This is a genomic window from Kitasatospora sp. NBC_00374, from assembly GCF_041434935.1.
Classification (GTDB): Bacteria; Actinomycetota; Actinomycetes; order Streptomycetales; family Streptomycetaceae; genus Kitasatospora.
The window spans coordinates 7,166,505-7,189,044 of record NZ_CP107964.1; the positions used below are offsets into that span (position 1 = coordinate 7,166,505).

20 protein-coding genes are annotated in these 22,540 nt (G+C 75.0%); 12 read left to right on the forward strand and 8 right to left on the reverse strand.

What is annotated here, in order from left to right; translation table 11 throughout:
- Positions 1-150: 150 nt before the first annotated feature.
- Positions 151-2,013, reverse strand: coding sequence for a protein kinase (locus OG871_RS31875; RefSeq protein ID WP_371501513.1), 1,863 nt, complete (start codon positions 2,011-2,013; stop codon positions 151-153).
- Between the two features lie 145 nt (positions 2,014-2,158).
- Between OG871_RS31875 and OG871_RS31880 the strand changes: the two genes are divergently transcribed.
- Positions 2,159-2,986, forward strand: coding sequence for an SDR family NAD(P)-dependent oxidoreductase (locus OG871_RS31880; protein WP_371501515.1), 828 nt, complete (start codon positions 2,159-2,161; stop codon positions 2,984-2,986).
- A gap of 43 nt (positions 2,987-3,029) precedes the next feature.
- Here the strand turns inward: OG871_RS31880 and OG871_RS31885 are convergent, their stop codons facing one another.
- The 5 genes from OG871_RS31885 to OG871_RS31905 are packed head-to-tail and all read right to left on the reverse strand — an operon-like array spanning position 3,030 to position 9,002.
- Positions 3,030-4,487 (reverse strand): MATE family efflux transporter, encoded by a 1,458-nt coding sequence (locus OG871_RS31885; RefSeq protein WP_371501517.1) that lies wholly within the window; start codon positions 4,485-4,487, stop codon positions 3,030-3,032.
- Positions 4,488-4,539: 52 nt separating this feature from the next.
- The gene (locus OG871_RS31890) at positions 4,540-5,568 is read right to left on the reverse strand and encodes a cysteine synthase family protein (protein WP_371501518.1); all 1,029 of its coding nucleotides are present in this window, start codon (positions 5,566-5,568) and stop codon (positions 4,540-4,542) included.
- Between the two features lie 46 nt (positions 5,569-5,614).
- Complete coding sequence (locus tag OG871_RS31895) at positions 5,615-6,961, reverse strand: Y4yA family PLP-dependent enzyme (protein ID WP_371501519.1); 1,347 nt, start codon at positions 6,959-6,961, stop codon at positions 5,615-5,617.
- Positions 6,952-7,959 carry an ornithine cyclodeaminase family protein gene (locus tag OG871_RS31900; protein WP_371501521.1) on the reverse strand — a complete coding sequence of 336 codons (1,008 nt, stop codon included), beginning with the start codon at positions 7,957-7,959 and terminating at the stop codon, positions 6,952-6,954. Before OG871_RS31900 ends, OG871_RS31895 begins: the two co-directional genes overlap by 10 nt.
- 50 nt (positions 7,960-8,009) lie before the next feature.
- Positions 8,010-9,002, reverse strand: coding sequence for a TauD/TfdA family dioxygenase (locus OG871_RS31905; protein WP_371501523.1), 993 nt, complete (start codon positions 9,000-9,002; stop codon positions 8,010-8,012).
- 372 nt (positions 9,003-9,374) lie between these two features.
- On the opposite strand from OG871_RS31905, the gene OG871_RS31910 reads away from it, so the two are divergent.
- From OG871_RS31910 to OG871_RS31960, 11 genes are all read left to right on the forward strand, one after another.
- A complete protein-coding gene (locus tag OG871_RS31910; RefSeq protein WP_371501524.1) occupies positions 9,375-10,934 on the forward strand; it encodes an ABC transporter substrate-binding protein in 1,560 nt (519 codons plus the stop codon).
- On the forward strand, positions 10,919-11,935 hold the full coding sequence (locus OG871_RS31915) for an ABC transporter permease (RefSeq protein WP_371503481.1): 1,017 nt from the start codon (positions 10,919-10,921) through the stop codon (positions 11,933-11,935). Before OG871_RS31910 ends, OG871_RS31915 begins: the two co-directional genes overlap by 16 nt.
- Entirely contained in the window at positions 11,932-12,777 is an 846-nt protein-coding gene (locus OG871_RS31920) for an ABC transporter permease subunit (protein ID WP_371501526.1), read from the forward strand. The genes OG871_RS31915 and OG871_RS31920 overlap by 4 nt, the downstream gene beginning before the upstream one ends.
- Complete coding sequence (locus tag OG871_RS31925; protein WP_371501528.1) at positions 12,774-14,246, forward strand: ABC transporter ATP-binding protein; 1,473 nt, start codon at positions 12,774-12,776, stop codon at positions 14,244-14,246. Before OG871_RS31920 ends, OG871_RS31925 begins: the two co-directional genes overlap by 4 nt.
- A 781-nt stretch (positions 14,247-15,027) precedes the next feature.
- On the forward strand, positions 15,028-15,963 hold the full coding sequence (locus OG871_RS31930; RefSeq protein ID WP_371501530.1) for an ATP-binding cassette domain-containing protein: 936 nt from the start codon (positions 15,028-15,030) through the stop codon (positions 15,961-15,963).
- On the forward strand, positions 15,960-16,808 hold the full coding sequence (locus tag OG871_RS31935) for an ABC transporter permease (protein WP_371501532.1): 849 nt from the start codon (positions 15,960-15,962) through the stop codon (positions 16,806-16,808). The genes OG871_RS31930 and OG871_RS31935 overlap by 4 nt, the downstream gene beginning before the upstream one ends.
- 160 nt (positions 16,809-16,968) lie before the next feature.
- Positions 16,969-18,240, forward strand: coding sequence for a sensor histidine kinase (locus tag OG871_RS31940; protein WP_371503482.1), 1,272 nt, complete (start codon positions 16,969-16,971; stop codon positions 18,238-18,240).
- Positions 18,237-18,914, forward strand: coding sequence for a response regulator (locus OG871_RS31945; RefSeq protein WP_371501533.1), 678 nt, complete (start codon positions 18,237-18,239; stop codon positions 18,912-18,914). Before OG871_RS31940 ends, OG871_RS31945 begins: the two co-directional genes overlap by 4 nt.
- Positions 18,915-19,088: 174 nt before the next feature.
- On the forward strand, positions 19,089-19,742 hold the full coding sequence (locus OG871_RS31950; protein WP_371501534.1) for a DedA family protein: 654 nt from the start codon (positions 19,089-19,091) through the stop codon (positions 19,740-19,742).
- On the forward strand, positions 19,739-20,350 hold the full coding sequence (locus tag OG871_RS31955; protein WP_371501536.1) for a phosphatase PAP2 family protein: 612 nt from the start codon (positions 19,739-19,741) through the stop codon (positions 20,348-20,350). Before OG871_RS31950 ends, OG871_RS31955 begins: the two co-directional genes overlap by 4 nt.
- Positions 20,347-21,075 (forward strand): phosphatase PAP2 family protein, encoded by a 729-nt coding sequence (locus OG871_RS31960; RefSeq protein ID WP_371501538.1) that lies wholly within the window; start codon positions 20,347-20,349, stop codon positions 21,073-21,075. Before OG871_RS31955 ends, OG871_RS31960 begins: the two co-directional genes overlap by 4 nt.
- Here the strand turns inward: OG871_RS31960 and OG871_RS31965 are convergent.
- Together OG871_RS31965 and OG871_RS31970 are read right to left on the reverse strand one after the other, a co-directional pair.
- Complete coding sequence (locus OG871_RS31965; RefSeq protein WP_371501540.1) at positions 21,059-22,027, reverse strand: M56 family metallopeptidase; 969 nt, start codon at positions 22,025-22,027, stop codon at positions 21,059-21,061. The genes OG871_RS31960 and OG871_RS31965 overlap by 17 nt on opposite strands.
- Positions 22,024-22,407, reverse strand: coding sequence for a BlaI/MecI/CopY family transcriptional regulator (locus OG871_RS31970; RefSeq protein ID WP_371501541.1), 384 nt, complete (start codon positions 22,405-22,407; stop codon positions 22,024-22,026). The genes OG871_RS31965 and OG871_RS31970 overlap by 4 nt, the downstream gene beginning before the upstream one ends.
- Positions 22,408-22,540 lie beyond the last annotated feature (133 nt).

Below are 22,540 nucleotides of genomic sequence, written 5' to 3' on the forward strand. Positions count from 1 at the left end.
CAGCGGTGCGGTTGCGCACGGCCGTTCTCCCCTCACTCGTCACGGGGCGCGCCGGCCCTGACGGTCGCGGCGCGCGATCGATGACGAGTCTAGGGACGCCGCCGCGGCCGGGGAACCGGTTTTCCGGGCAGGCGGTCGGTGGGCCGGCGGTCAGCCGCAGTGCACCGCCCGGTTGCCGAGGCTGCCCGACGTGGTGGCCGTGACCCCGTTCCAGGTGATGCTGCCGAATCCGGTGATGCACTTGGCCGCGGCGTTCACCTTCACCGGCCCGGCGTACTTGGCGAAACTGCCCTCGTCGTTGGCGGTGGTGCCCGCCACCGGCGAGCAGCTGTTGGAGGGGGCGGTGTTGCTGCAGCGGCTGATGCTCGCCTTGACCGCGGAGGCCGTGCCGTAGCCGCTGTTGGCCGTCTTGATGGTGGCCGCGCAGTTGTTGCCGGTGGAGCCGTCGAAGTAGAGGTAGTAGTAGCCGAACACGACACCGGTGCTGGTCTTGACCGGGTAGCTGTCGATCAGCCCGCCACTGCACCCGTACGCCGCGGCGCCCGTCGCGGGTGAGGCGGGCGGGTTCGGGACGGGGGCGGCGGTCGTGCCGCCGGGGGCGGGGGCGGTGGCCCCCGGGGTGGTGCCGGGGGCGGGGGTGGTCCCGGCCCGGGTGGTCGCGGCCGGACCGGGAGTACCGGTCGAGCCGGCGGCCGGCGGGGCGGAGGCCGAGGCTCCGGGGGCCGTCGGGCTCTCGGCCGGCGCCGTGGAGGACTCGGCGGCGGCGGAGGCGGCCGCCTGCTCGGAGGCGGAGCCGAACGGGATGGCACCGGCGCCGTCCGGACCGATGGCCTTTCCGCCCGCGTCCACCGTCCGGGTGGGCCGGCCGCCGTCGGCCCCGGCGCCCTGGCTGCCGACCGCCCAGACCAGCCCGGAGATCAGGGCCAGGGCGAGCGCGCTGCCGGCGGCGGCCAGGCCGGCCCGACGGCCCGACGGCCGGCGCCACCAGGGCTCCGGCTCGAAGTTCCCGAACGGGGTGTCCATGGTCACGGCCGCCGGTGTGGCTATCGGCGTGGGCACCGGCACTGGCACCGGCACCGGCTGCGCCGCCGCGGCGGCCGTCGCCGGGAAGCCGGCGATGCGCGGGGCGGGGGTGTGCGCAGCGGTGGCCGCCGCCGTGGTCCCCGCCGTTGCCACCGTCGTGGTCCCCGCAGCCACCGTGCCCAGCAGCGCCGCGACCTCGGCGGCGCTCTCCGGCCGCTCCTGCGGCGCCTTCGCCAGCAGGTGGAGGACGAGCTCGTCCAGCCCGGCGGGGATGCCGGCCCGGCGCAGGCTCGGGGCGGCCGGTGCCTCCCGCAGGTGCGCGCCGAACTGCACGGTCACCTCGCGGTGCCCGAACGGCGTTGCGCCGGTGAGCAGTTGGTAGAGGATGCAGCCGACCGCGTACAGATCGCTGCGGTGGTCGGCCTCCTGGTCGCCGCGGACCTGCTCCGGCGACATCCAGGGGACGCGGCCCAGGCCGGTGTCGGCCCCGCCGGCCGGCTCGGGTCCCCGTGCGGGCCGGAGCCGGGCGATTCCGAGGCCGAGGATCTTCACCGTCCCGTCCTCGGTGAGGACGAGGTCGGCCGGCGTGAGGTGGTGGTGCACCACACCGGCCTCGTGCGCGGCCGCCAGGCCGGCGCAGATCTGCCGGGCCCAGTCCACGGCCCGCGCGGCCCCCGGCGCCCCCTCGGCGGCCAGGAGCTCGTCCAGGGCGCGCCCGGTCACCCGGTCCGTCACCACGAACAGCTCGCTGCCGTCACGGCCGAACTCGTGGACGGCGGCGAGGTGGGGATGGTCCGTCAGCGCGGCCGCGGCACCGGCCTCGGCGGCGAGCCGCTCGGCGTCCTCGGGCGAGAGCTCGGCCTCGGCGACGACCGTGAGGGCCACGGTGCGGTCGAGCTGCCGGTCGTGTGCCGCCCAGGCGGTTCCCGTCCCGCCGGAGCCCAGGTGTTCCATCAGCTCGTAGCGTCCGCCGAGCAGCTGCCCCTCCATGGAACTTCCCTCTCCCTCGCCCGTCAGATGATCGGTCAGAACCTATCGGCAGCGCCTCGGCGGGCGTGAACCGGGGACGGTGACCCGGTGCCGGCGGCTATGATCGAACAGTCCGTGTACGACTGCTCTGGAGAACCGAAGCCCCATGGCTGATCAGCGAGTTGTCATTGTCACCGGCGGGGGAACGGGCATCGGGGCGGCGACCGCCCGGCTGCTGCGCGCCGCCGGGCACCAGGTCGTCGTCTCCGGCCGGCGGCCGGAGCCGCTGCACCGCATCGCGGCGGAGACCGGCGCCCTGGCCCACCCCTCGGACACCGGCGACCAGGACGCCGTCCGCGGCCTGGTGGACGCGGCGGTGTCGGCGTACGGGCGCCTCGACGGGCTGGTCCTGAACGCCGGTACCGGGCGCAGCGGCGCCGTCGGGGACCTGTCGGTCGAGGACTGGGACGCCGTGATCCGGACCAACCTCACCGGCCCCTTCCTGCTCCAGCGGGCCGCGCTGCCGCACCTGCTGGAGGCGCGCGGCGCGGTCGTCGCCGTCGCCTCGGTGTCCGCGCTGCGCAACGGCGCAGGCAACGCCGCGTACGCGACCTCCAAGGCCGGGCTGCTGCAGCTCTGCCGCTCCCTCGCGGTCGACTACGGCCACCGCGGGCTGCGGGCCAACGTCGTCTGCCCGGGCTGGGTGCGGACCGAGATGGCCGACCGGCGGATGGCGCGGTTCGCGGACGAGGCGGGCCTGGACGGCAGCGACGCGGCGTACCGGGAGGCGACCCGGCTCGTCCCCGCCGGCCGCGCCGGTGACCCGCAGGAGGTCGCCGAGGTGGTCGGCTGGCTGCTGTCGCCCGCCGCGAGCTTCGTCAACGGAGCGACTCTCACCGTCGACGGCGGGGTGTCGGCGGTGGACCCCGGGACGGCCGCCTTCGACTTCCGGATCGAACCGCGCGGCGGCTCGGCGCCCTCGGCGGGCCGGTAGGGACGCCGGGGCCGGTGCCGTCCGGGGCCCGGCCGGCCCGCCGTCAGGCCGCCACGGTCCGCGGTGCGCCGGCGTCGGTGTCGGCCCTGGCGCCGAGGGCCCGGCCGTACCGCCGCAGGAGCAGTACGGCGGTGGTGGCGAGGCCGACGAGGAGGCCGAGCCACAGGCCGCGGGTGTCGCCGCCGAGGGGGTAGGCGAGGAGCCAGGAGACGGGGAGGCCGGCGAGCCAGTACCCGACGAGGGTGATCCACAAGCCGCTCCGGGTGTCGTCGAGGCCGCGCAGCAGGCCGACGCCGATGTTCTGCGCGCAGTCGAAGAACTGGAGGACGGCGGCGACGACGAGCAGGCCGGTGGCGATGTGCAGGGCGTCCTGGTCGGCGGCGCTGTCCGGATCGAAGTAGGGCCGCAGGACCAGCTGGGGCACCGTCAGGTACGCGAGGCCGACCAGGGTGGTGGCGGCGGCCCCGCAGGCGAGGGCGGTGTTCTTGATGCGGCGGGCCGCGTCGTGGGCGCCGAGGGCGAGTTCGCGGCTGACGTTGATGGAGGCCGCGTGGGAGAGGCCGACGGCCACCTGGAAGACGATGTAGACGAGTTGGTTGACGGCGGTGTGGGCGGCGAGGGCCGCGGGGCCGAAGCTGCCGGCCATCAGGGCGGTGACGAAGAAGAAGCCGGCCTCGGAGCCGTAGGTGGCGGCGATCGGGGTGCCCAGGCCCAGGAGCCGTCGCACCGTGCGGGCGTCGGCCCGCCAGAACGCGAGGCTGAGCAGCGGCGCGAGCCGCGGGTCGCGGCGGGCGGAGGCGTACAGGGCGATGAAGGCCAGCAGGTGGACGCTGCTGGTGGCGACGCCGATGCCGGTGAGGCCGAGCTCGGGGGCGCCCCAGGTGCCGTGGATGAACGCCCAGTTGAGGGCGGCGTTGACGGCGACGGAGGCGATGGTGATCCGCAGCAGTGCCTGCGGCCGGCGCATGCCGACGGTGAACTGCCGGACGGCCTGGAACCAGAGACAGGGGATCAGCCCGGGGGCCAGCGCGACCAGCATGCTCTGGGCGCGGTCCGCGACGGCGGCGTCCTGGCCGAGCAGGGTCGCGGCCCGGCCGATGAGGATCATGAGGACGGCTCCGGCGACGCCGGCGATGGTGGCGACGGCGAGCGCCGCGCGGACGAGGCCGCGGACCTCCGCGCCGTCCTCGTCCGTACCGTCGGTGGTGCCGGTGGTGCCGGTGGTGCCGGTGGTGTCGGCCGCGGTCCGTTCCGCGCGGGCGGCCGCCGCGGCGACCTGGTTGCCGACGGAGGTGACCAGGCCGACGCCCATGGTGCGCAGCTGGTTGAAGACCACCAGGGCGAGACCGCCGGCCGCCAGCGCCTCGGTGCTCAGGGCGCCCATCATGACGGTGTCGGTGGTGGTCAGGGCGACCTGGGCGAGTTGGGTGAGGGCGAGGGGGACGGCGAGTACGGCGAGCGCGCGGCTGTCGCGGGCCAGGGTGCTGAGCTGCTGCTGCATGGGTGTCGGTTCCCGGGGTCAATGCCTGTGGAGTGTCACGGCGGGCGGGCTGTCAGTGCCTGCGGAGCTTGGTCAGGGTCTCGTCGATCTCGGCCTCGACGGTCTCGTCGACGAGGTCGCGGGCGGTCATCCAGTCGTCGTTGAACACGGTGTCCAGGTACTTCTCGCCGCCGTCGTTGACGAAGGCGACCATAACGGCGTCGGGGGGAAGGTCCCGCAGGCGGGCGAGGGCCTCGTGGACGACGCCGCCGGCGGAGCCGCCGATGAGCAGGCCGGTGCGGCGGGCGACGACGCGGGCGGTCGCGAACGCCTCGACGTCGCCGACCTTGACGCCTTCGTCGATGAGGTCGAAGTCGACCAGCAGGCCGAGGGTGGCGCCCTCGGGGGTGCCGGTGCCGGACTGGTAGTAGTCGTGGGCGGGCGGCCCGAAGGCGATGGAGCCCTTCGGTTCGACGCCCACGACCCGGACGTCGGGGACGTGCTTGCGCAGTTCGAGGGCGGTGCCGCACAGGCCGCCGCCGGTGCCGACGGCGCCGATGAACACGTCGACCCGGTTGTCGAGGGCCTGGGCGATCTCGCGGCCGACGGGGTGGTAGCCGACGGCGTTGCTGGGGTTGTTGTGCTGCTCGGTGAAGAAGGTGTTGTCCTTGCCCCGGGCCAGCGCCTCGGCGAGCTCCTCCCGGGCGGCGGTGTTGAGCTCCTCCGCGCCGTCCTCGACGACGTAGACCAGCTCGGTGCCCATGGCCTTCATCCCGCGCAGCTTGTCGACGGCGGCGTGGTTGTCGACGACGGCGGTGAACCGGTAGCCGCGTTCGGCGGCGACGACGGCGAGCCCGAGGCCGGTGTTGCCGGAGGTGGATTCGATGATGTGGCCGCCGGCGCGCAGTTCGCCGCGCGCCTCGGCGTCGAGGACCATCTGCCGGGCCATGCGGATCTTCGCGCTGCCGGTGGGGTTGTACATCTCCAGCTTGAGCAGGAGCCGGGCGCCGTTGTCGGCGCGGGCGAGCTCGAACAGCGGGGTGTAGCCGATGAGGTCGGAGACGCGGGTGACCACCGGAGGTCGGCGGAGGGCGTCGGTCATGGTGGGGGCTCCTCGGGGCGGCGGGGCCGTGGTGGTGGCAGGTGGGTCAGCGGGAGGGGTGGTGGTCCAGGCGCCAGCGGGGGCGGGGCTCGGGGCCGTCCAGGACGACCTTGGGCGGCAGCGGGAGGTCGTGGAAGGGGGATTCGTTGGAGTCCATCTGGTAACCGGCCGTGTTCGGGTAGACCAGCAGGTCGCCCGCCTCGGGCCGGACCGGGAAGCCGACCTTGCGCCAGGTCAGCAGGTCGGAGTCCAGACAGCTCGCGCCGCCGACGCAGGCCCGGTACGCCGTGTCGTCGTCGGCGGGCCGGCCGTCGGTCAGCAGGACCGGGTCGGGCAGGAACTCACTGTTGAACCACTGCTCGGACAGGCTGAGGCTGGTGCCGTCGACGGTGACGATCCCGTACCCGGCGCGGTCCTTGACGCCCTGGATCCGGAACACGGAGGACCCGGCGCCGTCCAGCAGCGCGCGGCCCGGTTCCAGCAGCAGCATCACGCCGGCCTCGCGCAGGCGCGCGGCCAGCGGCGCGCCGGTGTGGCCGGGGCGGGCGGCGAGGACGGCGCGCAGCGCGTCGGCGCCGGCGACGGGCGAGTGGTACGGGTAGAAGTCGTCCGGGCCGAAGGACTTCCGTGCGTGGTAGTCGTCGGGGCGTTGGGCCGCGAGGAAGGTCCGCCAGGCCCCCTCGGAGGTGTAGTCGACGGCGAAGCCGCCGCCGATGCTGATCCGGTCGGCCTGCAGGCCCAGGATCCTGGCCTTGAGGCAGAGTTGGACCAGCTCGCCGGCGAGGTCGGTGCGCGGCTGCACCGCGTAGCCGGACAGGTGGAAGCTGAAGCCCTCCATCCGGATCCGGTCGCCGGCGGCCGCGCAGCGCAGCAGCGCCGTCTCCAGCTGGGCGTCGTCGAGGCCGAAGCGGCTGTCCGGCTGGGTGGGCGGGTGGCGGCGCAGGAGGATCCTGACCGGCCGGGGGCCGTCCGCCCGCAGCAGGCGGTCGAGTTCGTCGAGGGAGTCCACGGCGATGAGTGCGCCCTGCAGCACGGCGACCCGCAGCAGGCGGTCGGCCTTGGCCGGGCCGGTGACCACCAGGTCCTCGCCGCGGACGCCGTGGCCGAGTGCCTCGCGCAGCTCGCCGTGGCCGGCGACGTCCACCCCGGCGCCGGCCTCGGCGCAGCGCTCGACGAAGGCGGCGGCCTTGTTGGCCTTCTTCGCGTAGTACACCTTCCCCTCCACCCCGGACTCGTCGAGGACGGCCCGGAAGGCGGCGAGGTTGGCGTCGAACCGTTCGGGGAGCAGGAAGTGGAACGGGCCGCCGAGCGCGTGCGCCAGCTCCTGCAGCAGTCCGCTCGCCAGTACCGCGTCGTGGCCGGGGTCGGGGTGGGTGGGGAGGGTCAGCGCCACAGTGCGACCTCGGTGCCCAGCCCCTGCTCGGCGGCGAGTTGGGCGAAGCGGTGGCCGAGTGCGATGTCGGTGACGACCAGCCCGCTGTTGTACGCGAAGATCCGCTCGGTCGGGGAGGTGCGGGCCGTGGCGGTGCCGGCGAGGACGGCGGGCAGTTCCACGTCGACGGCGGGCAGCCTGCCGTCGGCGTCTGCCATGTCGGTGCCGGTGACCTGCATCTGGGCCTCGCTGGTGGCGATCACCCGGTCGGCCCGGTGCAGGGTGGAGGGGGCCAGGCCGTGGCCGACCAGGACGGCCAGGGCGCCCGGCCGGAGCCGGTCGGCCTCGACGGCGGCGGGGGTGTGGCCGCCGGCGGTCGCGACGATGATGTCGGCGTCCTGTGCGGCCCGGTCCAGGTCGGTGACCAACTCCGGCTCGCGGTCCGGGAAGTGCCGGGCGAGCTGGTCGCGCACGGCGGCGATGCCGTCGGGGTGGGTGCCGGAGAACATCAGCCGCTCCAGCCGGGGGAGGGCGGTCAGCAGGAACGGGAGTGCCAGGCGGCCCTGCGTGCCGGTGCCGATCACCAGGGCGGTGCGGGCGTCGGGGGAGGCGCACTCGCGGGCCAGCAGGGCGGTGACGGCCGGGGTGCGCAGCGAGCCGATCCGGCCGCAGTCCATCATCGCGACCGGCAGGCCGGTGACGTCGTCGTAGAGGCTGAGCGTCGTGTAGTAGTGCTGCCGCTCGCGGCTCTCCCGCAGGCCGTGCTTGTACGAGGTCTTGATCGCCACCACGTTGCGCACGCCGTCGCGGCCGAGCATGGCGTAGGAGACGGAGTGTCCGTCGGCGGGCTTGACGGTGAGTTTGCGCGGGTTGTCCGACTGCCCGGCGGCCAGCGTGCGGTAGGCCTGCTCGACGGTGTCGAGGACGTCGGTCAGGGTGATGTCGATACCGGCGAGGTCGCCGGTGCTCAGGACGCGCAGGGTGCCGTCGTGGGGCGTCACGGTGTCCTGGGAGGTCATGGGGGTGTCCCTTCGGGAGGCGGGTGCGACGGTGGTGCGGCCGGTCCGGGTCAGGCGGCCCAGGCCTCGACGGCGGCCTGGCCGTAGCCGTGCTCGTCGGCCTCCGCCTCGGGGCGGGTACGGCGGCCGGGCACCCGGACGGAGGCGCGCTTGAGCCAGCGGTCGGTGCCGTCGTAGCGGGCGGTGAAGGGGACGCGGCCGTGCACGACGAGGTCGTTGTCGACGACCAGGACGTCTCCGGGTTCGAGGCTCACCGCGACGGAGACCCGGGCGAGTTCGTCCTCCAGCCGGCGGTAGGCGGCGCACCAGGTCTCGTCCGCCTCGTCGAGCGGGGTGTAGGCGGGGTCGAAGCGGAGGGTGAGGCCGTCCTCGCCGGCGAACAGGGTGGGCACCGACGCGGGCCGGCCGCCGAACCGCTGGGCCTCCTGGTAGGCGTCGTCCGGGAGGATCGGGGCGACGGGCCTGGTCAGCTCGGTGACGTCGGCCGGGGACAGCTCGGTCAGGCGGATGCTGGCCGCGGTGGTGGCGATGTCGTCGTGGTTGCGCATACAGCACAGCAGCAGCAGGTGGGCGCGGCCCGGGTGGAAGGCGTCCTCGGTGTGCGGGGTGAGCAGGACGCTGCTGCTGGCGCCGGTCTGGACGCTCTCGTGGCCGGGGGAGGGGACGATGTTGTGGACGAAGCGGCCATCCTGCTGGCCGTCCCAGGCGATCGGAGTGCCCATCAGGGCGGAGACCAGCAGCAGGACGACGTCCCAGACGGCGCCGGCCTCGCCGACACCCGCCCAGTGGCCGGGGGTGGGGCCGAGTTCGGTGTCGTCGACCTGCAGTCCGCGCAGCACGAACAGGCCGTCGGCGGTGTCCACCGGGCGCAGGGCGTGGTGCAGTTGGCGGCTGAGCCGGGCGCAGGCGGGGGGAAGGCCGGCGAGCAGGGCGGGGCTGGTGGCGGAGCCGTGGAGGTCCAGCAGTTCGGCCGCGGTGGTGGTGAGCTCGGCGACGTGGGTGGCGTCGAGCCGGCGTACCGGGGCGGGGGCGGCGGTGGGCACGGGGGCACCTTCCGTTGCGGAGGCAGGGGGGAGTGCGGGCGCACGGCATGGCGCGGCCCGGCAGGAACGCGGGAGGGAACGCGGAGGCGTCGGGTCCGGCGCGGCTCGGGCAGCCGGACACCGAGGAACGTAACAACGACTCGAAGGTAAGGCAAGCCTTACCATCGGAACTGTCTACATTTCTGTCGTCGCCCGTGGGGTAGGTGCACGATCGATGCATGCCGCGGCAACATGCCTGATGGGATGGGGAATTGACGCATAGTCGGCAGTGGTCGTCCGTCGGCCAAGTTGGTCCGGGCGGGTTGCGGAGATCCCAAAACTTAGGGTAGGTAAACCTAAGCAACTTCTGCTCGACCTGAAACGAGGACCGACGTGGGCGTCACCAGACGACAGCTGCTGTGGGCCGGTGCCGGGATCGGGGCGGCCGGTGCGCTCGCGGCCTGCAGCAGCGGCAAGGGCGGATCGACGGACACCGCGGCCTCCGGATCCGCGTCCGAACAGCCGCGCAGCGGCGGCACGCTGAAGGTCGGTGCGCTCGGCAAGGCGTCCGCCGTGACCCGCGACCCGCACGGCACCCAGGCCAACGAGAGCGACTACCTGATCCTCAGCCTGGTCTACGACACCCTGACGGTGCCCGGGGACCGGACCAACACCGCGCCCAGGCTCGCCGCGGGCTGGAAGCCCTCCGAGGACCTCAAGACCTGGCGCTTCACCGTCGCCGACGGCGCGAAGTTCCACGACGGCACCCCGGTCACCGCCGACGACGTGGTCTGGTCGCTGAAGCGGCTGCGGGCCACCCCCTCCGGTGCGTCCCGGCTGCCGGGCATCAAGCCGGAGGGCATCACGGCCGAGGACGCGAGGACCGTCGTCCTGGTCTCCGACTACGCCAACGCCGATCTGCCGCTGCTGACCCGGCTGACCACCTTCGTCCTGAAGAAGGGCACCGGGGACGACGCGATCGCCACCGCGCCGGGCACCGGCCCCTTCAAGCTCGACTGGTTCCGCGACGGCAACGCCCGCCTGGTGCGCAACGACGACTGGTACGGCGGCAAGGTGCTGCTCGACGCCGTCGAGGTGAGCATCTTCGAGAGCCCGCAGGCGATGGCCAACGCCCTGCTCGCCGGACAGATCGACGTCGCCTCCAACGTCGGCGCCGTCGCGGCCCGTACCGCCGAGGCCCGCAAGGACGTCCAGATCCTGCGCCGCCCCAACGACATGGCGATGCCCATCGTGATGCGCACCGCCGACGGCCCGTTCGCCGACCCGAGGGTCCGTGAGGCGCTGCGCCTCGCCGTCGACCGCGACGCGATGGTCAAGCAGGTCCTGTCCGGCTACGGCACGGTCGGCAACGACGTCCTCGGCACCGGCGACCCGGCGTTCGCCAAGGACCTGCCCCAGCGCAGGCGCGACCTGGACAAGGCCAGGCAGTTGCTGGCCGAGGCCGGTTTCGACAGCGCCAAGACCTACGACCTGCTCACCACCGAGGACATCTCCGGCCTCGCGGAGTCCGCGACGCTCTTCGCCACCCAGGTCCGCGAGGCCGGCGTGAAGATCAACGTGGTGAAGCAGGACTCGAAGATCTTCTGGGACGCCAGCTGGCTCAAGGCGCCGCTCTACACCACCTACTGGGGCACCAACGACTCCGTGGTGTTCTTCGCCTCCAAGACCATGGTCTCGGAGTCCGGCCAGAACGAGGCCGGCTGGAAGGAGCCGTCCTTCGACGAGGCCTACCGCAAGGCGCTCGGCACCGCCGACACCGCCGAGCGGGCCACGGCGCTGCACCGGCTGCAGGAGATCGAGTACGCGAAGTCCGGCTACCTGCTGTGGGGCATGGCCGACGGCATCGACCTGGCCGGCGCGCCCGTCCGCAACCTGCCCAGGCTCCCCGGCTACGGCCGCGTCCAGCTCGAGAAGACCTGGCTGGCCCGTTGATCCCGGCCCCCGCCGCCCGCGGTGCCGGCGCACCGCGGGCGCAGTCCGGCCCGGCCCGCATCCTCCCCGGTGCGGGCCGGGCCGCCTGGCTCGTCCTGCGGCGCCTCGGGATGCTCACACTGCTGCTGGCGGCGGTCTTCGCCGCGATCGAGGTGCTGCCCGGTGACGCGGCCAACGCCACCTCGGAGCGCGGCGAGAGCGCCGCCGACATGGTCGCCCGCCGGGCGGCGCTCGGGCTCGACCGGCCGGTGGCCGAGCGGTTCGGGACCTGGATGACCGGCCTGCCCACCGGCGACCTCGGCACCACCGCGCACGGACAGCCCGTCACCACCGTGCTGGCCGGCCCGTTCCCGAACACCCTGCTGCTCGGCACGCTCGCCCTCGCCCTGAGCATCGCCGGAGCCCTCGCCCTCGGCAGCTGGGCCGCCCTGCGCCCCGGCGGCCGGGTGGACCGGACGGTCGCCGCCACCGCCACGGCCGCGTTCGCCCTCCCCGAGTTCGTCGTGTCCATCGCCCTGCTGCTGGTGTTCTCGCTGTGGACGGGCTGGCTCCCCGCCGTGACCCTCACCGGCCCCGACGGCGCACCCGCCTCCTGGGACATGCTCGTGCTGCCGCTGCTCGCGCTGGCGGTCCCGCAGATCGGCTGGAACACCCGGATCGTCCGCGGCGCGCTCGCGGACCAGGCCGCGCTGCCGCACGTCCGGGCGGCCGTCCTCGACGGCCTGACCCGCCGTCGGATCCTCAGCCACCACATGCTGCCCGGCGCCCTGCCCGCCATCGCGGTGGGCACCGCCACCTCCGCCGGCATGCTGCTCGGCGGCGCCGTCGTCGTCGAGACCCTCTTCAACTACCCGGGCGTCGGCGCCGTGCTGGCCGGCGCCATCACCGACCGCGACACCCCGCTGGTCGCCGGTGTGGTGGCCGTCACCGGTGCCGCCATCAGCACGCTGCTCCTGCTCGCCGACCTCGTCCGCGACCGCACCCTGGGAGGGCGCCCGTGACCGGCTCCACCCCCGACACCCGCCCCCGCACCGCCCCCGGCACCGCCCGGATCCTCACCCGGGCGCTGCCCGCGCTGCTGCTCGTCCTCCTCGCCCTCGTCGGGCCGCTGCTCGCCCCGCACGCCACCGACCGGCCCGTCACCATGCCGTACGGCGGCGCCGACGACGGCGCCGCCCTCGGCGGGGACCTGCTCGGCCGCGACGTCCTCAGCCGTCTGCTGTCCGGCGGCACCCGACTGATCGCCACCGCCCTGGCCATCGCCGTCGTGGTCACCGTGGCCGCGACCGCGATCGGCATCCTCGCCGCCCTGCGCCCGCGCCTGGGCCGCTGGGTCGAGCGCGCCGCGGACCTCGCGATCCTGCTGCCGGCCGTCCTCGGCATCCTGCTGATCGCCCTGGCCTGGCCGTCCGGGGGACGCCTCGCGGTCGGCGCCGCCGCCACCGTCCTCGGCATCCCCTACGCGGTGCGGATCGTCGCCGCCGCGGCCGCGCCCGTCGCGGCCACCGGCTACCTGGAGACCGCCGCCGCCGGCGGCGAGCGCCTGTGGTACCTGGTGGTCCGCGAGGTGCTGCCCAACCTCCGGGCCACCCTGCTCGCGCTGTTCGGGCTGCGCTTCGTCGAGGGCGTCTACGTGGTGTCGGTCGCCGCCTTCCTCCAGCTCGGGCCCCAACCCCCCGAGGCGGACTGGGCCCTGATGATCCGCGAGAACGCTCCCGGCATCATGCTCAACCCCTGGGCCGTCGCCGCCCCCTGCCTCGCCATCGGCCTGCTGGCCATCAGCGTCAACCTGGCCGCCGAAGCTCTCGCGCCCGCCCGGCCCACCCCGGAGACCACCCTGTGACACCCACCGCCCCGGCCGCACAGATCACCGGACTCTCCGTCGCCCTCGGCGACGGGACCGTCCTGCTCGACCGCGTCTGCCTCACCCTTCGGCCGGGCCGCGTCCACGCCGTCACCGGACCGTCCGGCGCCGGCAAGACCACCCTGCTGCGCGCCGTCGCCGGCGCCCTGCCCCCGGACGCGCACCTCGCCGAGGGCGCCGTCACCGTCCTCGGACACGAGATCCTCACCCTGGCACCGGAACGGCTCCGCGCCCTGCGCCGGCACCACCTCGCCTACCTCGGCCAGGACCCGGGGTCGGGCCTCAACCCCCGGATGCGGGTGGACCGTCTGATCACCGAGACCGCCGCCGACCGCTCCCGCACCGCCCTGACGGACCTGCTCGCCCAGGTGCGGCTGCCCGTCGGCGAGCGGATCGAACGACGCCGGCCGGCCGAGCTCTCCGGCGGCCAGCAGCGCCGGGTCGCCCTCGCCCGCGCCCTCGCCCGCCGCCCCGGGCTGCTGCTGCTCGACGAACCCACGGCGGGCCTCGATCCGGCCCTGCGCGACGAGATCGCGGACCTGCTGCGCGAGGTCGCCCACCGGCGGGGCATCGCCGTCCTGCTGTCCAGCCACGACCCGGAGTTCGTCGCCCGCTGCGCCGACGACACCCTCGTCCTGAACCCGCCGGGCGGCGACGGACCGCGTCGGTCGAACCCGAAGTCGGGCCCGAACCCGAAGTCGGGCCCGAACCCGAAGCCGAGCCCGGCCGCGCCCCGCCCGGCCGCGCGCAGCACCGCGTCGGACGCCACCCTGAGCGCACGCGGCGTCGGCGCGCAGGTCGGCTCCGGCCGCGACCGCCGCGAGGTCCTCACCGGCCTCGACCTCGACCTCCACCCGGGATCCTGCACCGGGATCATCGGCCCGTCCGGCTCCGGCAAGACCACTCTGGTCCGGGTCCTGGCCGGCCTCCACCCGCCCACCGCCGGGACGTTGACCCTCGACGGCGTACCCCTCGCGGCCTCCCACCGGGCCCGCACCCGCGACCAGCGGCGCCGCGTCCAGCTCGTCCCGCAGAACCCGCTCGGGGCGCTCAACCCCGCGCGGACCGTCGGCGCCACCCTGACCCGGCCGCTGCGCCTGCACTTCGGCACGCCCCGGGACGGCTGCGCGGACCGGGTCGCCGGGCTCCTCGCCGCCGTCGACCTGCCCGCGGACTTCGCCGCCCGTTACCCCCACGAGCTCTCCGGCGGGCAGCGTCAGCGCGTCTCCGTCGCCCGCGCCCTGGCCGCCGAACCCGACGTGCTGCTCTGCGACGAGGTCACCTCAGCCCTCGACGCCGACACCGCCGCCGGCATCATGGCCCTGCTGGCCGGCCTCCGGGCCGACCGGGGGCTCGCCATCGCGCTGATCAGCCACGACCTCCCGTTGGTCGGCGCGCACGCGGACAGCCTCGTCGACCTCGCCGGCACCGCCCTGCGCCGGGACTGACCGGGCCCGCTCGGCGAGGGCGGCCAGCGCGCACACCCGGTGCAGCAGCGCGTTCAGCTGGGCCCGCTCACCCCGGGTCAGCGGCGACAGCAGGTCGTCCTGGACGGCGGCGGCGTCGGCGTGCAGCCGCTCCAGCGCCTCCCGTCCGGCGGGGGTGAGCGTCACCACCTCGTGGCGGCCGTTGATCTGGACGTGGAAGGACTCGACGAGCCGGGCGGACAGCAGGTCGTCGACCGCCCTGAACGCCTCCGCGGCGTCGAGGCCGAGGCGCGCGGCGAGGTCGGGTCTGGCGTGCGGGCCGAACTCGGCGAGGGTCGACAGCGCCGCCAGGTGCGACCGGGACATCCCGCGCTCCGCGAGCCGTTCCGTGAGCCTGTCCTCGGCCGCCCGCCCGGCCGTCGACAGCAGATGGACCGTCTGCTGGAGGGGGTTCGATGAACCCTTCCGGCCGTCGTACATCAGGCTTCCATCCGCTCGTCGGGCCCGTCGGGCGGGGCGGGATGCGGCCGGTCCCGGCTGCGGCAGCGCCGTGGTGCCGACAATCCGATATGTCTACGGCATTGTAGACGAGCCGGTCCGGGCAGGGGCGGCCCGCCGTGGGCCGATCCGGCACCGGTGGCCCACCCGGGTCCTGCCCTGCCGCGTCGGACGGCGTAGTACCGCGGTACCACCGATCGGCGGAGCATCGCGCCCTGAGTACCACGGTCCGTCGCGGTTCGGTGCTTAGCGTTGCTGGTGAGGCGGCCGGGTCGGCCGGAGCCCGAGCGCGAGGGACGAATCGATGATCGAGGCGCAGCAGCTGACGAAGAGGTACGGGGAGAAGACGGCGGTGGACCGGCTGGACTTCACCGTCCGGCCGGGCTCGGTGACCGGCTTCCTGGGGCCCAACGGCGCCGGGAAGTCCACCACCATGCGGATGATCGTCGGCCTGGACGCCCCGACCGGCGGATCGGTCACCGTCAACGGCCGCCGCTATGCCGAGCACGTGGCCCCGCTGCAGGAGGTGGGCGCGCTGCTGGAGGCCAAGTCGATCCACCCCGGACGGTCCGCCTTCGACCATCTGATGGCCCAGGCCCACACCCACGGCATCCCGCGCCGCCGGGTCGAGGAGGTGATCGGGCTGACCGGCCTGCAGAGCGTGGCGAAGAAGCGGGCCGGGGCGTTCTCGCTGGGCATGGGCCAGCGGCTCGGGATCGCGGCCGCCCTGCTGGGCGACCCCGCCACGATCATGCTCGACGAGCCGGTGAACGGCCTCGACCCCGAGGGTGTGCGGTGGATCCGCAACCTGCTCACCGGCCTGGCCGCCGAGGGCCGCACGGTGTTCGTCTCCTCGCACCTGATGAGCGAGGTGGCGCTGGTCGCGGACCACCTGATCGTCGTCGGCCGCGGCCGGCTGCTGGCCGACACCACGGTCGAGGAGCTGGTGCGCCGGGCCGGCGGCGACACCGTCCGGGTGGCGAGCGCGGATCCGGCCCGTCTGCGGGAGGTCCTCACGGGCCCGGGCGTGGAGATCACCGGCCGGGCCGGCTCCGAGGAGCTCCAGGTGACCGGTATGCCGGCCCGCGCGATCGGGCTGGCCGCCGCCGAGCACGGCATCGCGCTGTTCGAGCTGACCGCCAGGGCCGTGTCCCTGGAGGAGGCGTTCATGGAGCTGACCAGGGACGCCGTCGAGTACCACGGCACCACCGGCATCGAGACCCCCGGGAGGGCGGCATGAGCACCATCGCCCCGATCCACACCACCGAGCCGTCCGCCGTCCCGCCCGTCCGCCCGGTCTACCGGGTCACCGGGCGCCGCGTCCTGCGCGCCGAGTGGGCCAAGCTCTGGTCGCTGCGCTCCACCTGGATCACCGTCGGCCTCGCGCTGCTGTTCCTGGTGGCCTTCGGTCTGATCGCCTCCGCGCAGTACAAGTCCCGGCTGACCTCCGGTGGGCACATGGACCGGGACTTCGCCAACGCCACGGCCGTCCGGCTGTCGCTCTTCGGGACGAACTTCGGCCAGCTGGCGCTGGGCGTCCTGGGCGTTCTGGTCACCGCAGGCGAGTACTCGACCGGGATGATCCGCTCGACGCTGGCCGCCGTGCCCCGCCGCCTGCCGGTGCTGTGGTCCAAGGCCGCGGTCTACGGCGTGGTCGCGCTGCTGGTCGGGACGGCCGGGGTGTTCACCGCGTTCGTGGTCGGCAGCCGCATCGTCGCGGACACCCCCGCCGCCCTGACGCTGTCCGACCAGGGCGTGCTGCGCAGCCTGCTGGGCGCCGGGTTCTACCTGGCCCTGGTCGGCGTGATCGGAACGGCCCTCGGCGCCCTGCTGCGCTCGGTGGCGGGCGGCATCTCGGTGCTGGTCGCCTCGCTGATGCTGATCCCCGGCCTGGTGAGCCTGCTGCCGACCTCGTGGCAGGATCACATCGGCCCGTACCTGCCCAGCAACGCCGGCGAGTCGATGTTCGCCCTGCAGCACACCGCGAGCACGCTGTCGCCGCTGAGCGGGATGCTGGTCTTCCTCGCCTGGACGGCACTGGCACTGGGCGGCGCGGCCTGGCGGTTGGTGCGTACCGACGCGTGAGCGGCGCCCGACCGACTCCTTCCCCCGGGGATCGGCGGCACCCGGATCGGGCCGGTCGGCCGGTCCGCCGCCGGTCCTCGCCCACTATGGACGGGTGACGACCGTGACGACCGAGCACAGCGTGGCCGCGGCGGCCCAGGCCCAGCCGCCACCCCTGGGGATGGAGGTGCTCTGGGGACATCCGGTGATCGCCCGGCTGGTGGTCGCCGGCCAGCGGCTGCGCCGGCTCGACCGGGAGCGTCCGTGGCTGCTGGACACCGCCGTGGTGCTCGCGGTCTTCGTGCTGTTCTGCCTGCCGGACCTGGTGCACGGCGGCGGCGGCCCGCGCGGCCTGCGGTTCAGGATCACGCGGCTGCCGGACGCCGGCACGCTGGCGTTCCAGGCCGCGCTCGTGGTGCCGCTGTGGTGGCGCCGCAGAGCGCCGTCCGAGGCCTTCGGGGTGATCGCCGCGGTCTTCGTGGCGCAGTGGATCATGCTGGTGTGGCTGCGCGCCGACGTCGCGCTGCTGATCGCGCTCTACAGCCTCGCGCTGCACGGCCGGCTGCGGCACCTGCCCTGGGCCTGCGCGGTTGCGGCGCTCGCGCTCGGCCTGGTCGCGCTGCGGGTCTCGACCGTGGTGACCTTCGGGGACGCGCTGTTCTTCCTGGGCAGCACCGCGACCGCCTCGGTGGCCCTCGGGCTCGCGCTGCGGATCCGCCGGGCCCACGTCGCGGCCCTGCAGGAGCGGGCGGTGCGCCTGGAGATCGAACGCGACCAGCGCACCGCGCTGGCCGCCGCCGCCGAACGGGCCCGGGTGGCCCGCGAGATGCACGACATCATCGGGCACAACCTGTCCGTCATCATCGGCCTCGCCGACGGCGGCGCGTACGCGGCCGGGGTCAACCCCGACCGTGGCCGGGAGGCGCTGCGGCTCATCGCGGGCACCGGCCGGGAGGCGCTCGGTGAGATGCGCCGGATGCTCGGCGTCCTGCGCGAGGACCACGCCGGCCCCGAGCTCAGACCGCAGCCGGGCGTCGCCGACCTGAACGACCTGTGCGAACGCATCCGGGCCGCCGGGCCGCAGGTCACCTACCGCACCAGCGGCGACCTCGACAGCCTGGACCTGGGTGCCCAGCTCGCGGTCTACCGGATCGCGCAGGAGGCGCTGACCAACGCCCTCAAGCACGCGGGCAGCCGGACCAGGGCCCAGCTCCGGATCACGATGGACGGCCCGCTGGTCGGCATCCGCGTCCAGGACACCGGCCCGCCCGACGGCGGTCCCGGCACCGTCCGCGCGGCCGATCCCGCCGGGCACGGCCTGGCCGGGATGCGGGAACGCGCCGCCCTGTACGGCGGAACCGTCACCGCCGGCCCCGCGCCGGGCGGTGGCTGGACCGTCGAAGCCCTGCTCACCCTGACCCCGCCCGCCGACCTCGGAGGCCCCACCCCGTGACCACCGTGCTCATCGTCGACGACCAGCCCCTTCAGCGGTTCGGCTTCCGGATGCTGCTGGAGAGCTCGCCCGAGACCGAGGTGGTCGGCGAGGCCGCGCACGGCGCCGACGCGGTGCGCCGGGCCGCCGAACTGCGCCCCGACGTGGTCCTCATGGACGTCCGGATGCCGGGGATGGACGGGATCGAGGCCACCCGGCGGATCGTCGCCGCGGGCGGCCGCTGCCGTATCCTGGTCCTGACGACCTTCGACATGGACGAGTACGCGCACGCCGCTCTGCGTGCCGGAGCCAGTGGGTTCCTGTTGAAGGACGCACTCCCGGAGGAGCTGCTGGCCGGCATCCGGGCGGTCGCCTCCGGCGACGCCGTGATCGCCCCCGGCCTGACCCGCAGGCTGCTGGACGCGTACGCGCACCACCTGCCGGTCCTCGCCCCGGGACAGCAGCCCGCCGACGACCCGCGGCTGCGGGCCCTCACCGAGCGGGAGCGCGAGATCCTCGTCGCCATCGCCCAGGGCTGGACCAACGGCGAGATCGCGCAGCGGCTGGTACTCGCCGAGTCCACCGTGAAGACCCATGTCGGACGGGTGCTGGCGAAGATCGGCGCCCGGGACCGGGTGCAGGCCGTGATCTTCGCCTACGACCTGGGGCTCACCCGAGCCGCCGGTCCGGGCTGAACCGGACGCCCCGGCCCGTCCGCCCCGTCCCAGTCCGTCCGCCCCCTGCGCCCCGCCGTCAGTGTCGGGCGAACCACCGGGCTCCGGTCAGCGTCTGGACGACCATAGACTGTCTACAGTCTTGTAGACGAACTTCGGGTGCGACCCGCACCCCCGGAGAGAGGCCTCCCCCCGATGCCCCAGCCAACCGGCCTGCTGGCCGTGAACCTTCTGGACGCGAGCTCCCTGCTCGGGGCGTTCGGGGCCCTCGGCATCGCGATCGTGCTCTTCGCCGAGACCGGTCTGCTGATCGGCTTCTTCCTCCCCGGCGACTCCCTGCTCTTCACCGCCGGACTCCTGTGCGTGCCCGGCGCCGACGGCACGGTGCACCTCTCGCTCCCGCAGGTCCTGCTCGCCTCGGTGGCGGGCGCCCTGCTGGGTGCCCAGGCTGGATTCCTGATCGGCCGCCGCGGCGGCGGAGCCCTGCTGGCCCGCTCGCACAACAAGCGGCTCCACGAGGGCGCCCACCGGGCGGAGGAACTGCTGAACCGCTACGGCCACGCCAAGGCCGTCGTGCTGGCCCGGTTCATCCCCGTCGTGCGCACCGTCCTGAACCCGCTGGCCGGCGCCCTCGACGTGCCGACCCGGACCTTCACCGTCTGGCAGACCGTCGGCGGCCTGGTGTGGACGGTCGGCCTGGTGATGGCCGGCTACGCCCTCGGCTCCTCGGTGCCCAACGTCGACCGCTACCTGCTGCCGATGGTCGCCCTCGTCGTCGTGCTGTCCCTGATCCCGCTCGCGCTGGAGCTGCTGAGGTCCCGCCGCGCGGCGAAGGCCGACAACCGGTGAGCCGCGCCGGCCTCGCCCTCGACGGATCCGGCATCGACGGCTCGCTCTACCTGGACGTCACCGGCCTCGCCCACCGCACCCCCGCGCCCGTCGGCCACCTGGTCGCCGACTGGTCCGCCTACGGGCTCGGCCTGTTCGCCCTGCTGATGGCCGCCGCCTGGTGGCGCGCCCGCCGAGGACCGTCGGCCGGGATGGCCGCCGCGCTCGCCGCACCCTTCGTGGTGGTGGCGGTCTTCGCCGCCGACACGGCACTGAAGTCCCTGCTGCGCGAGCCCCGGCCCTGCCGGGTGCTGCCGGCCGGAGCCACCCTGGAGGCCTGCCCGGGGGCCGGCGACTGGTCGATGCCCAGCAACCACACCGTCGTCGCCTTCGCCGCCGCGGCCGCCCTGTGGCAGGTCGACCGGCGCCTGGCGGCCGTCGCCGCCGTGGCCGCCGTGGCGATGGGGGCCTCGCGGGTCTTCGTCGGCGTCCACTACCCGCACGACGTCCTCGCCGGAGCGGTGGTCGGCATCCTGCTCGGCCTGGCGCTCGCCCGCCCGGCCCGGCTCGCCGGGCCCGTCGTCGAGCACCTGCGGGCCGGACGGCTGCGCCCGCTGGTCGGCGGGTGACCGGCGGGCCGGCCCTCGCTGGGCCCCGGAGCACCGCACGGACCGTCGCCCTGGCGGCCGGCATCCCGCTGCTGCTCTTCGCCGCGCTGACCGTCCTGCTGGCGGCCCACCGCTGGACCCCGTTCGCGGTCGAGCAGTCGCTGCACGCCTGGTCGGTCGGCCACCGCCCGGCGGCCGCGGTCACCGCCGCGGGCCTCCTGACCGATCTGGGCACCGGGATCCCGCCCTACCTCGCCGCCGTCGTCGCCGGACTGCTGGCCCTGCGGCACTCCCCGGCCGCGCGGCACCGGGTGCTGGTGCTGGGCGGGCCGGTCCTCGCCCTGGCGCTCGGGCAGTTGCTCCGCAACGGGCTGATGCGGGCGTTCGCCCGGCCCCGGCCGCCGGTGGCCGACTGGGTCGCGGCCTCGCCGAGCGGCTACTCCTATCCGTCCGGCCACGCCTTCACGGCCGCGGCCGCCGCCGGCCTGCTCGCCTGGGCGGTGGCACGCGGCGTACGGCGCGCCTGGACGGTGCCCGTCCTGACGGTCCTCGGCGTGCTGGCGGTGACCGTCGGGCTCACCCGCGTCTACCTGGGGGTGCACTGGCCGCTCGACGTGGTCGGCGGGTGGCTCCTCGCGGCGGCCTGGCTCGGTCTGAGCCTGCCGCTGCTCGAACTGGTCGGCCGCCCGGCCGGCGCGGGGCCGCCCACGGTGGCGGAGCCCAGCTCCGTCAGCGGTCCTGGCTGACCTCCTGGGCCTGCTCGACGTACTCGTGGAGCCCGTACGCGGAGCCGAGGCTCAGCGTCAGCGAGAGGGCGACGACCGCCAGCAGGCCGCCCGCCGCCATCCACCGGCCCCGGTGGCGCGGAGCCCGGGGGGCGGGACCGAGCAGGGCGCTGACCCGGCGCGGCACCGGCCCGGTGTCCACCGCCAGCAGCAGGCTCGGCTGCCGGCCGGAGGCGGAGGCGGCCAGCGCCGCCCGGGCGACGGCCGTGGCCACCAGCCGGCGGCTGCCCACCGCCTCGGCCGCGTCCTCGTCCGCCCACCGCTCCAGGTGGAAGGAGAGCGCCGGGCGCAGCCCGCGCAGCGCGGGATGCGCGGCGGCGGCGAGCTGGACGGTGCGGGCGATCAGGTGGTGACGGCCGGCCAGGTGGGCGCGCTCGTGCGCCAGCAGGACGTCGCGCTCGCTCCGGTCGAGTGCCCGCAGCATGGCCGAGGTCGCCACGACCCGGCCGGGACGCCCGGCGTGGCGGGGGAGCGCGAACGCGTCGGGGGCCCCCTCCGGCAGTACGGTCAGGTCGCCACCGCCGGGGTGCGCCTCGACCGTCCGCCAGGTCCGCGCGAGCAGGGCCCGCTGCCTGCGCCACAGGTGTGCCGCGCAGCCGCCGGCCACCAGCAGCGCGAGGGCGGCGCCCGCGGCGACCGGCACGGCCGCCGGTGAGGTCGACACGACCCAGGGCAGCGACATCCGGACGTCGGCGGCCAGCCCCGGGTGGTGCAGCAGCCCGCCGCCGACCAGGACGCCCAGGGCGAGCAGGGTGCCGCCGGCCAGCGACCCGGCCGCACCGGCCAGGGTGAGCGAGGCGGCCCTGGGCGGCAGCAGATCGGCGAGCCGCCGGGCGGCGGGGACGGCGGCCCACGGGCAGATCAGGGCGAGCAGCACGAGCACCATCACCAGCGGGCTCATCGGGACGTTCACCGGGCGTCCTCGCCCTCCGCGGTACGCAGCAGCCTGCGCAGCACGTCCTCGTCGTCCTCCGAGAGCGAGGAGACGAAGCGCTCCAGGACGAGCTCGCGGCGCGGGTCGCTGTGCAGTTCGCGGTGCATCCGGCTGGCGGCCAGTCCGGCGGCGTCGTGCACGGGGGAGTAGGCGAACCCGCGGCCGGCGCGTCGGCGGTCCAGGGTCCCCTTCTCGTGGAGGCGGGTGAGGATCGTCGTCACGGTGGTCCTGGCCAGTCCGCCGCCGAGGGCGTCGTTGACCTGCCCCGGGGTGAGCGGCTCCCGGGCCGCCCAGAGCACGGCCAGCACGTCCGCGACGAGTTCGCCGTGGGGACGCCTGGGGTCCCTCCCGTCCGCCATCTCTTCCCTGCTCCCCTACGTGGCCGTGCCCGCTTCCCGCGGGTGTCTGGGTCCAGTGTGGCCGATGTGGTCGACGGCGGGCGACTACCGCGATGTCGACATATCGGTCATGCCCTCCTACGGTATGCCCGGC

Coding starts and splice junctions, on each gene's coding strand:
- OG871_RS31875 (WP_371501513.1), bottom strand. CDS start 2,013: ATGGAGGGGCAGCTGCTCGGCGGACGCTACGAGCTGATGGAACACCTG.
- OG871_RS31880 (WP_371501515.1), top strand. CDS start 2,159: ATGGCTGATCAGCGAGTTGTCATTGTCACCGGCGGGGGAACGGGCATC.
- OG871_RS31885 (WP_371501517.1), bottom strand. CDS start 4,487: ATGCAGCAGCAGCTCAGCACCCTGGCCCGCGACAGCCGCGCGCTCGCC.
- OG871_RS31890 (WP_371501518.1), bottom strand. CDS start 5,568: ATGACCGACGCCCTCCGCCGACCTCCGGTGGTCACCCGCGTCTCCGAC.
- OG871_RS31900 (WP_371501521.1), bottom strand. CDS start 7,959: ATGACCTCCCAGGACACCGTGACGCCCCACGACGGCACCCTGCGCGTC.
- OG871_RS31930 (WP_371501530.1), top strand. CDS start 15,028: ATGATCGAGGCGCAGCAGCTGACGAAGAGGTACGGGGAGAAGACGGCG.
- OG871_RS31935 (WP_371501532.1), top strand. CDS start 15,960: ATGAGCACCATCGCCCCGATCCACACCACCGAGCCGTCCGCCGTCCCG.
- OG871_RS31940 (WP_371503482.1), top strand. CDS start 16,969: ATGGAGGTGCTCTGGGGACATCCGGTGATCGCCCGGCTGGTGGTCGCC.
- OG871_RS31950 (WP_371501534.1), top strand. CDS start 19,089: ATGCCCCAGCCAACCGGCCTGCTGGCCGTGAACCTTCTGGACGCGAGC.
- OG871_RS31970 (WP_371501541.1), bottom strand. CDS start 22,407: ATGGCGGACGGGAGGGACCCCAGGCGTCCCCACGGCGAACTCGTCGCG.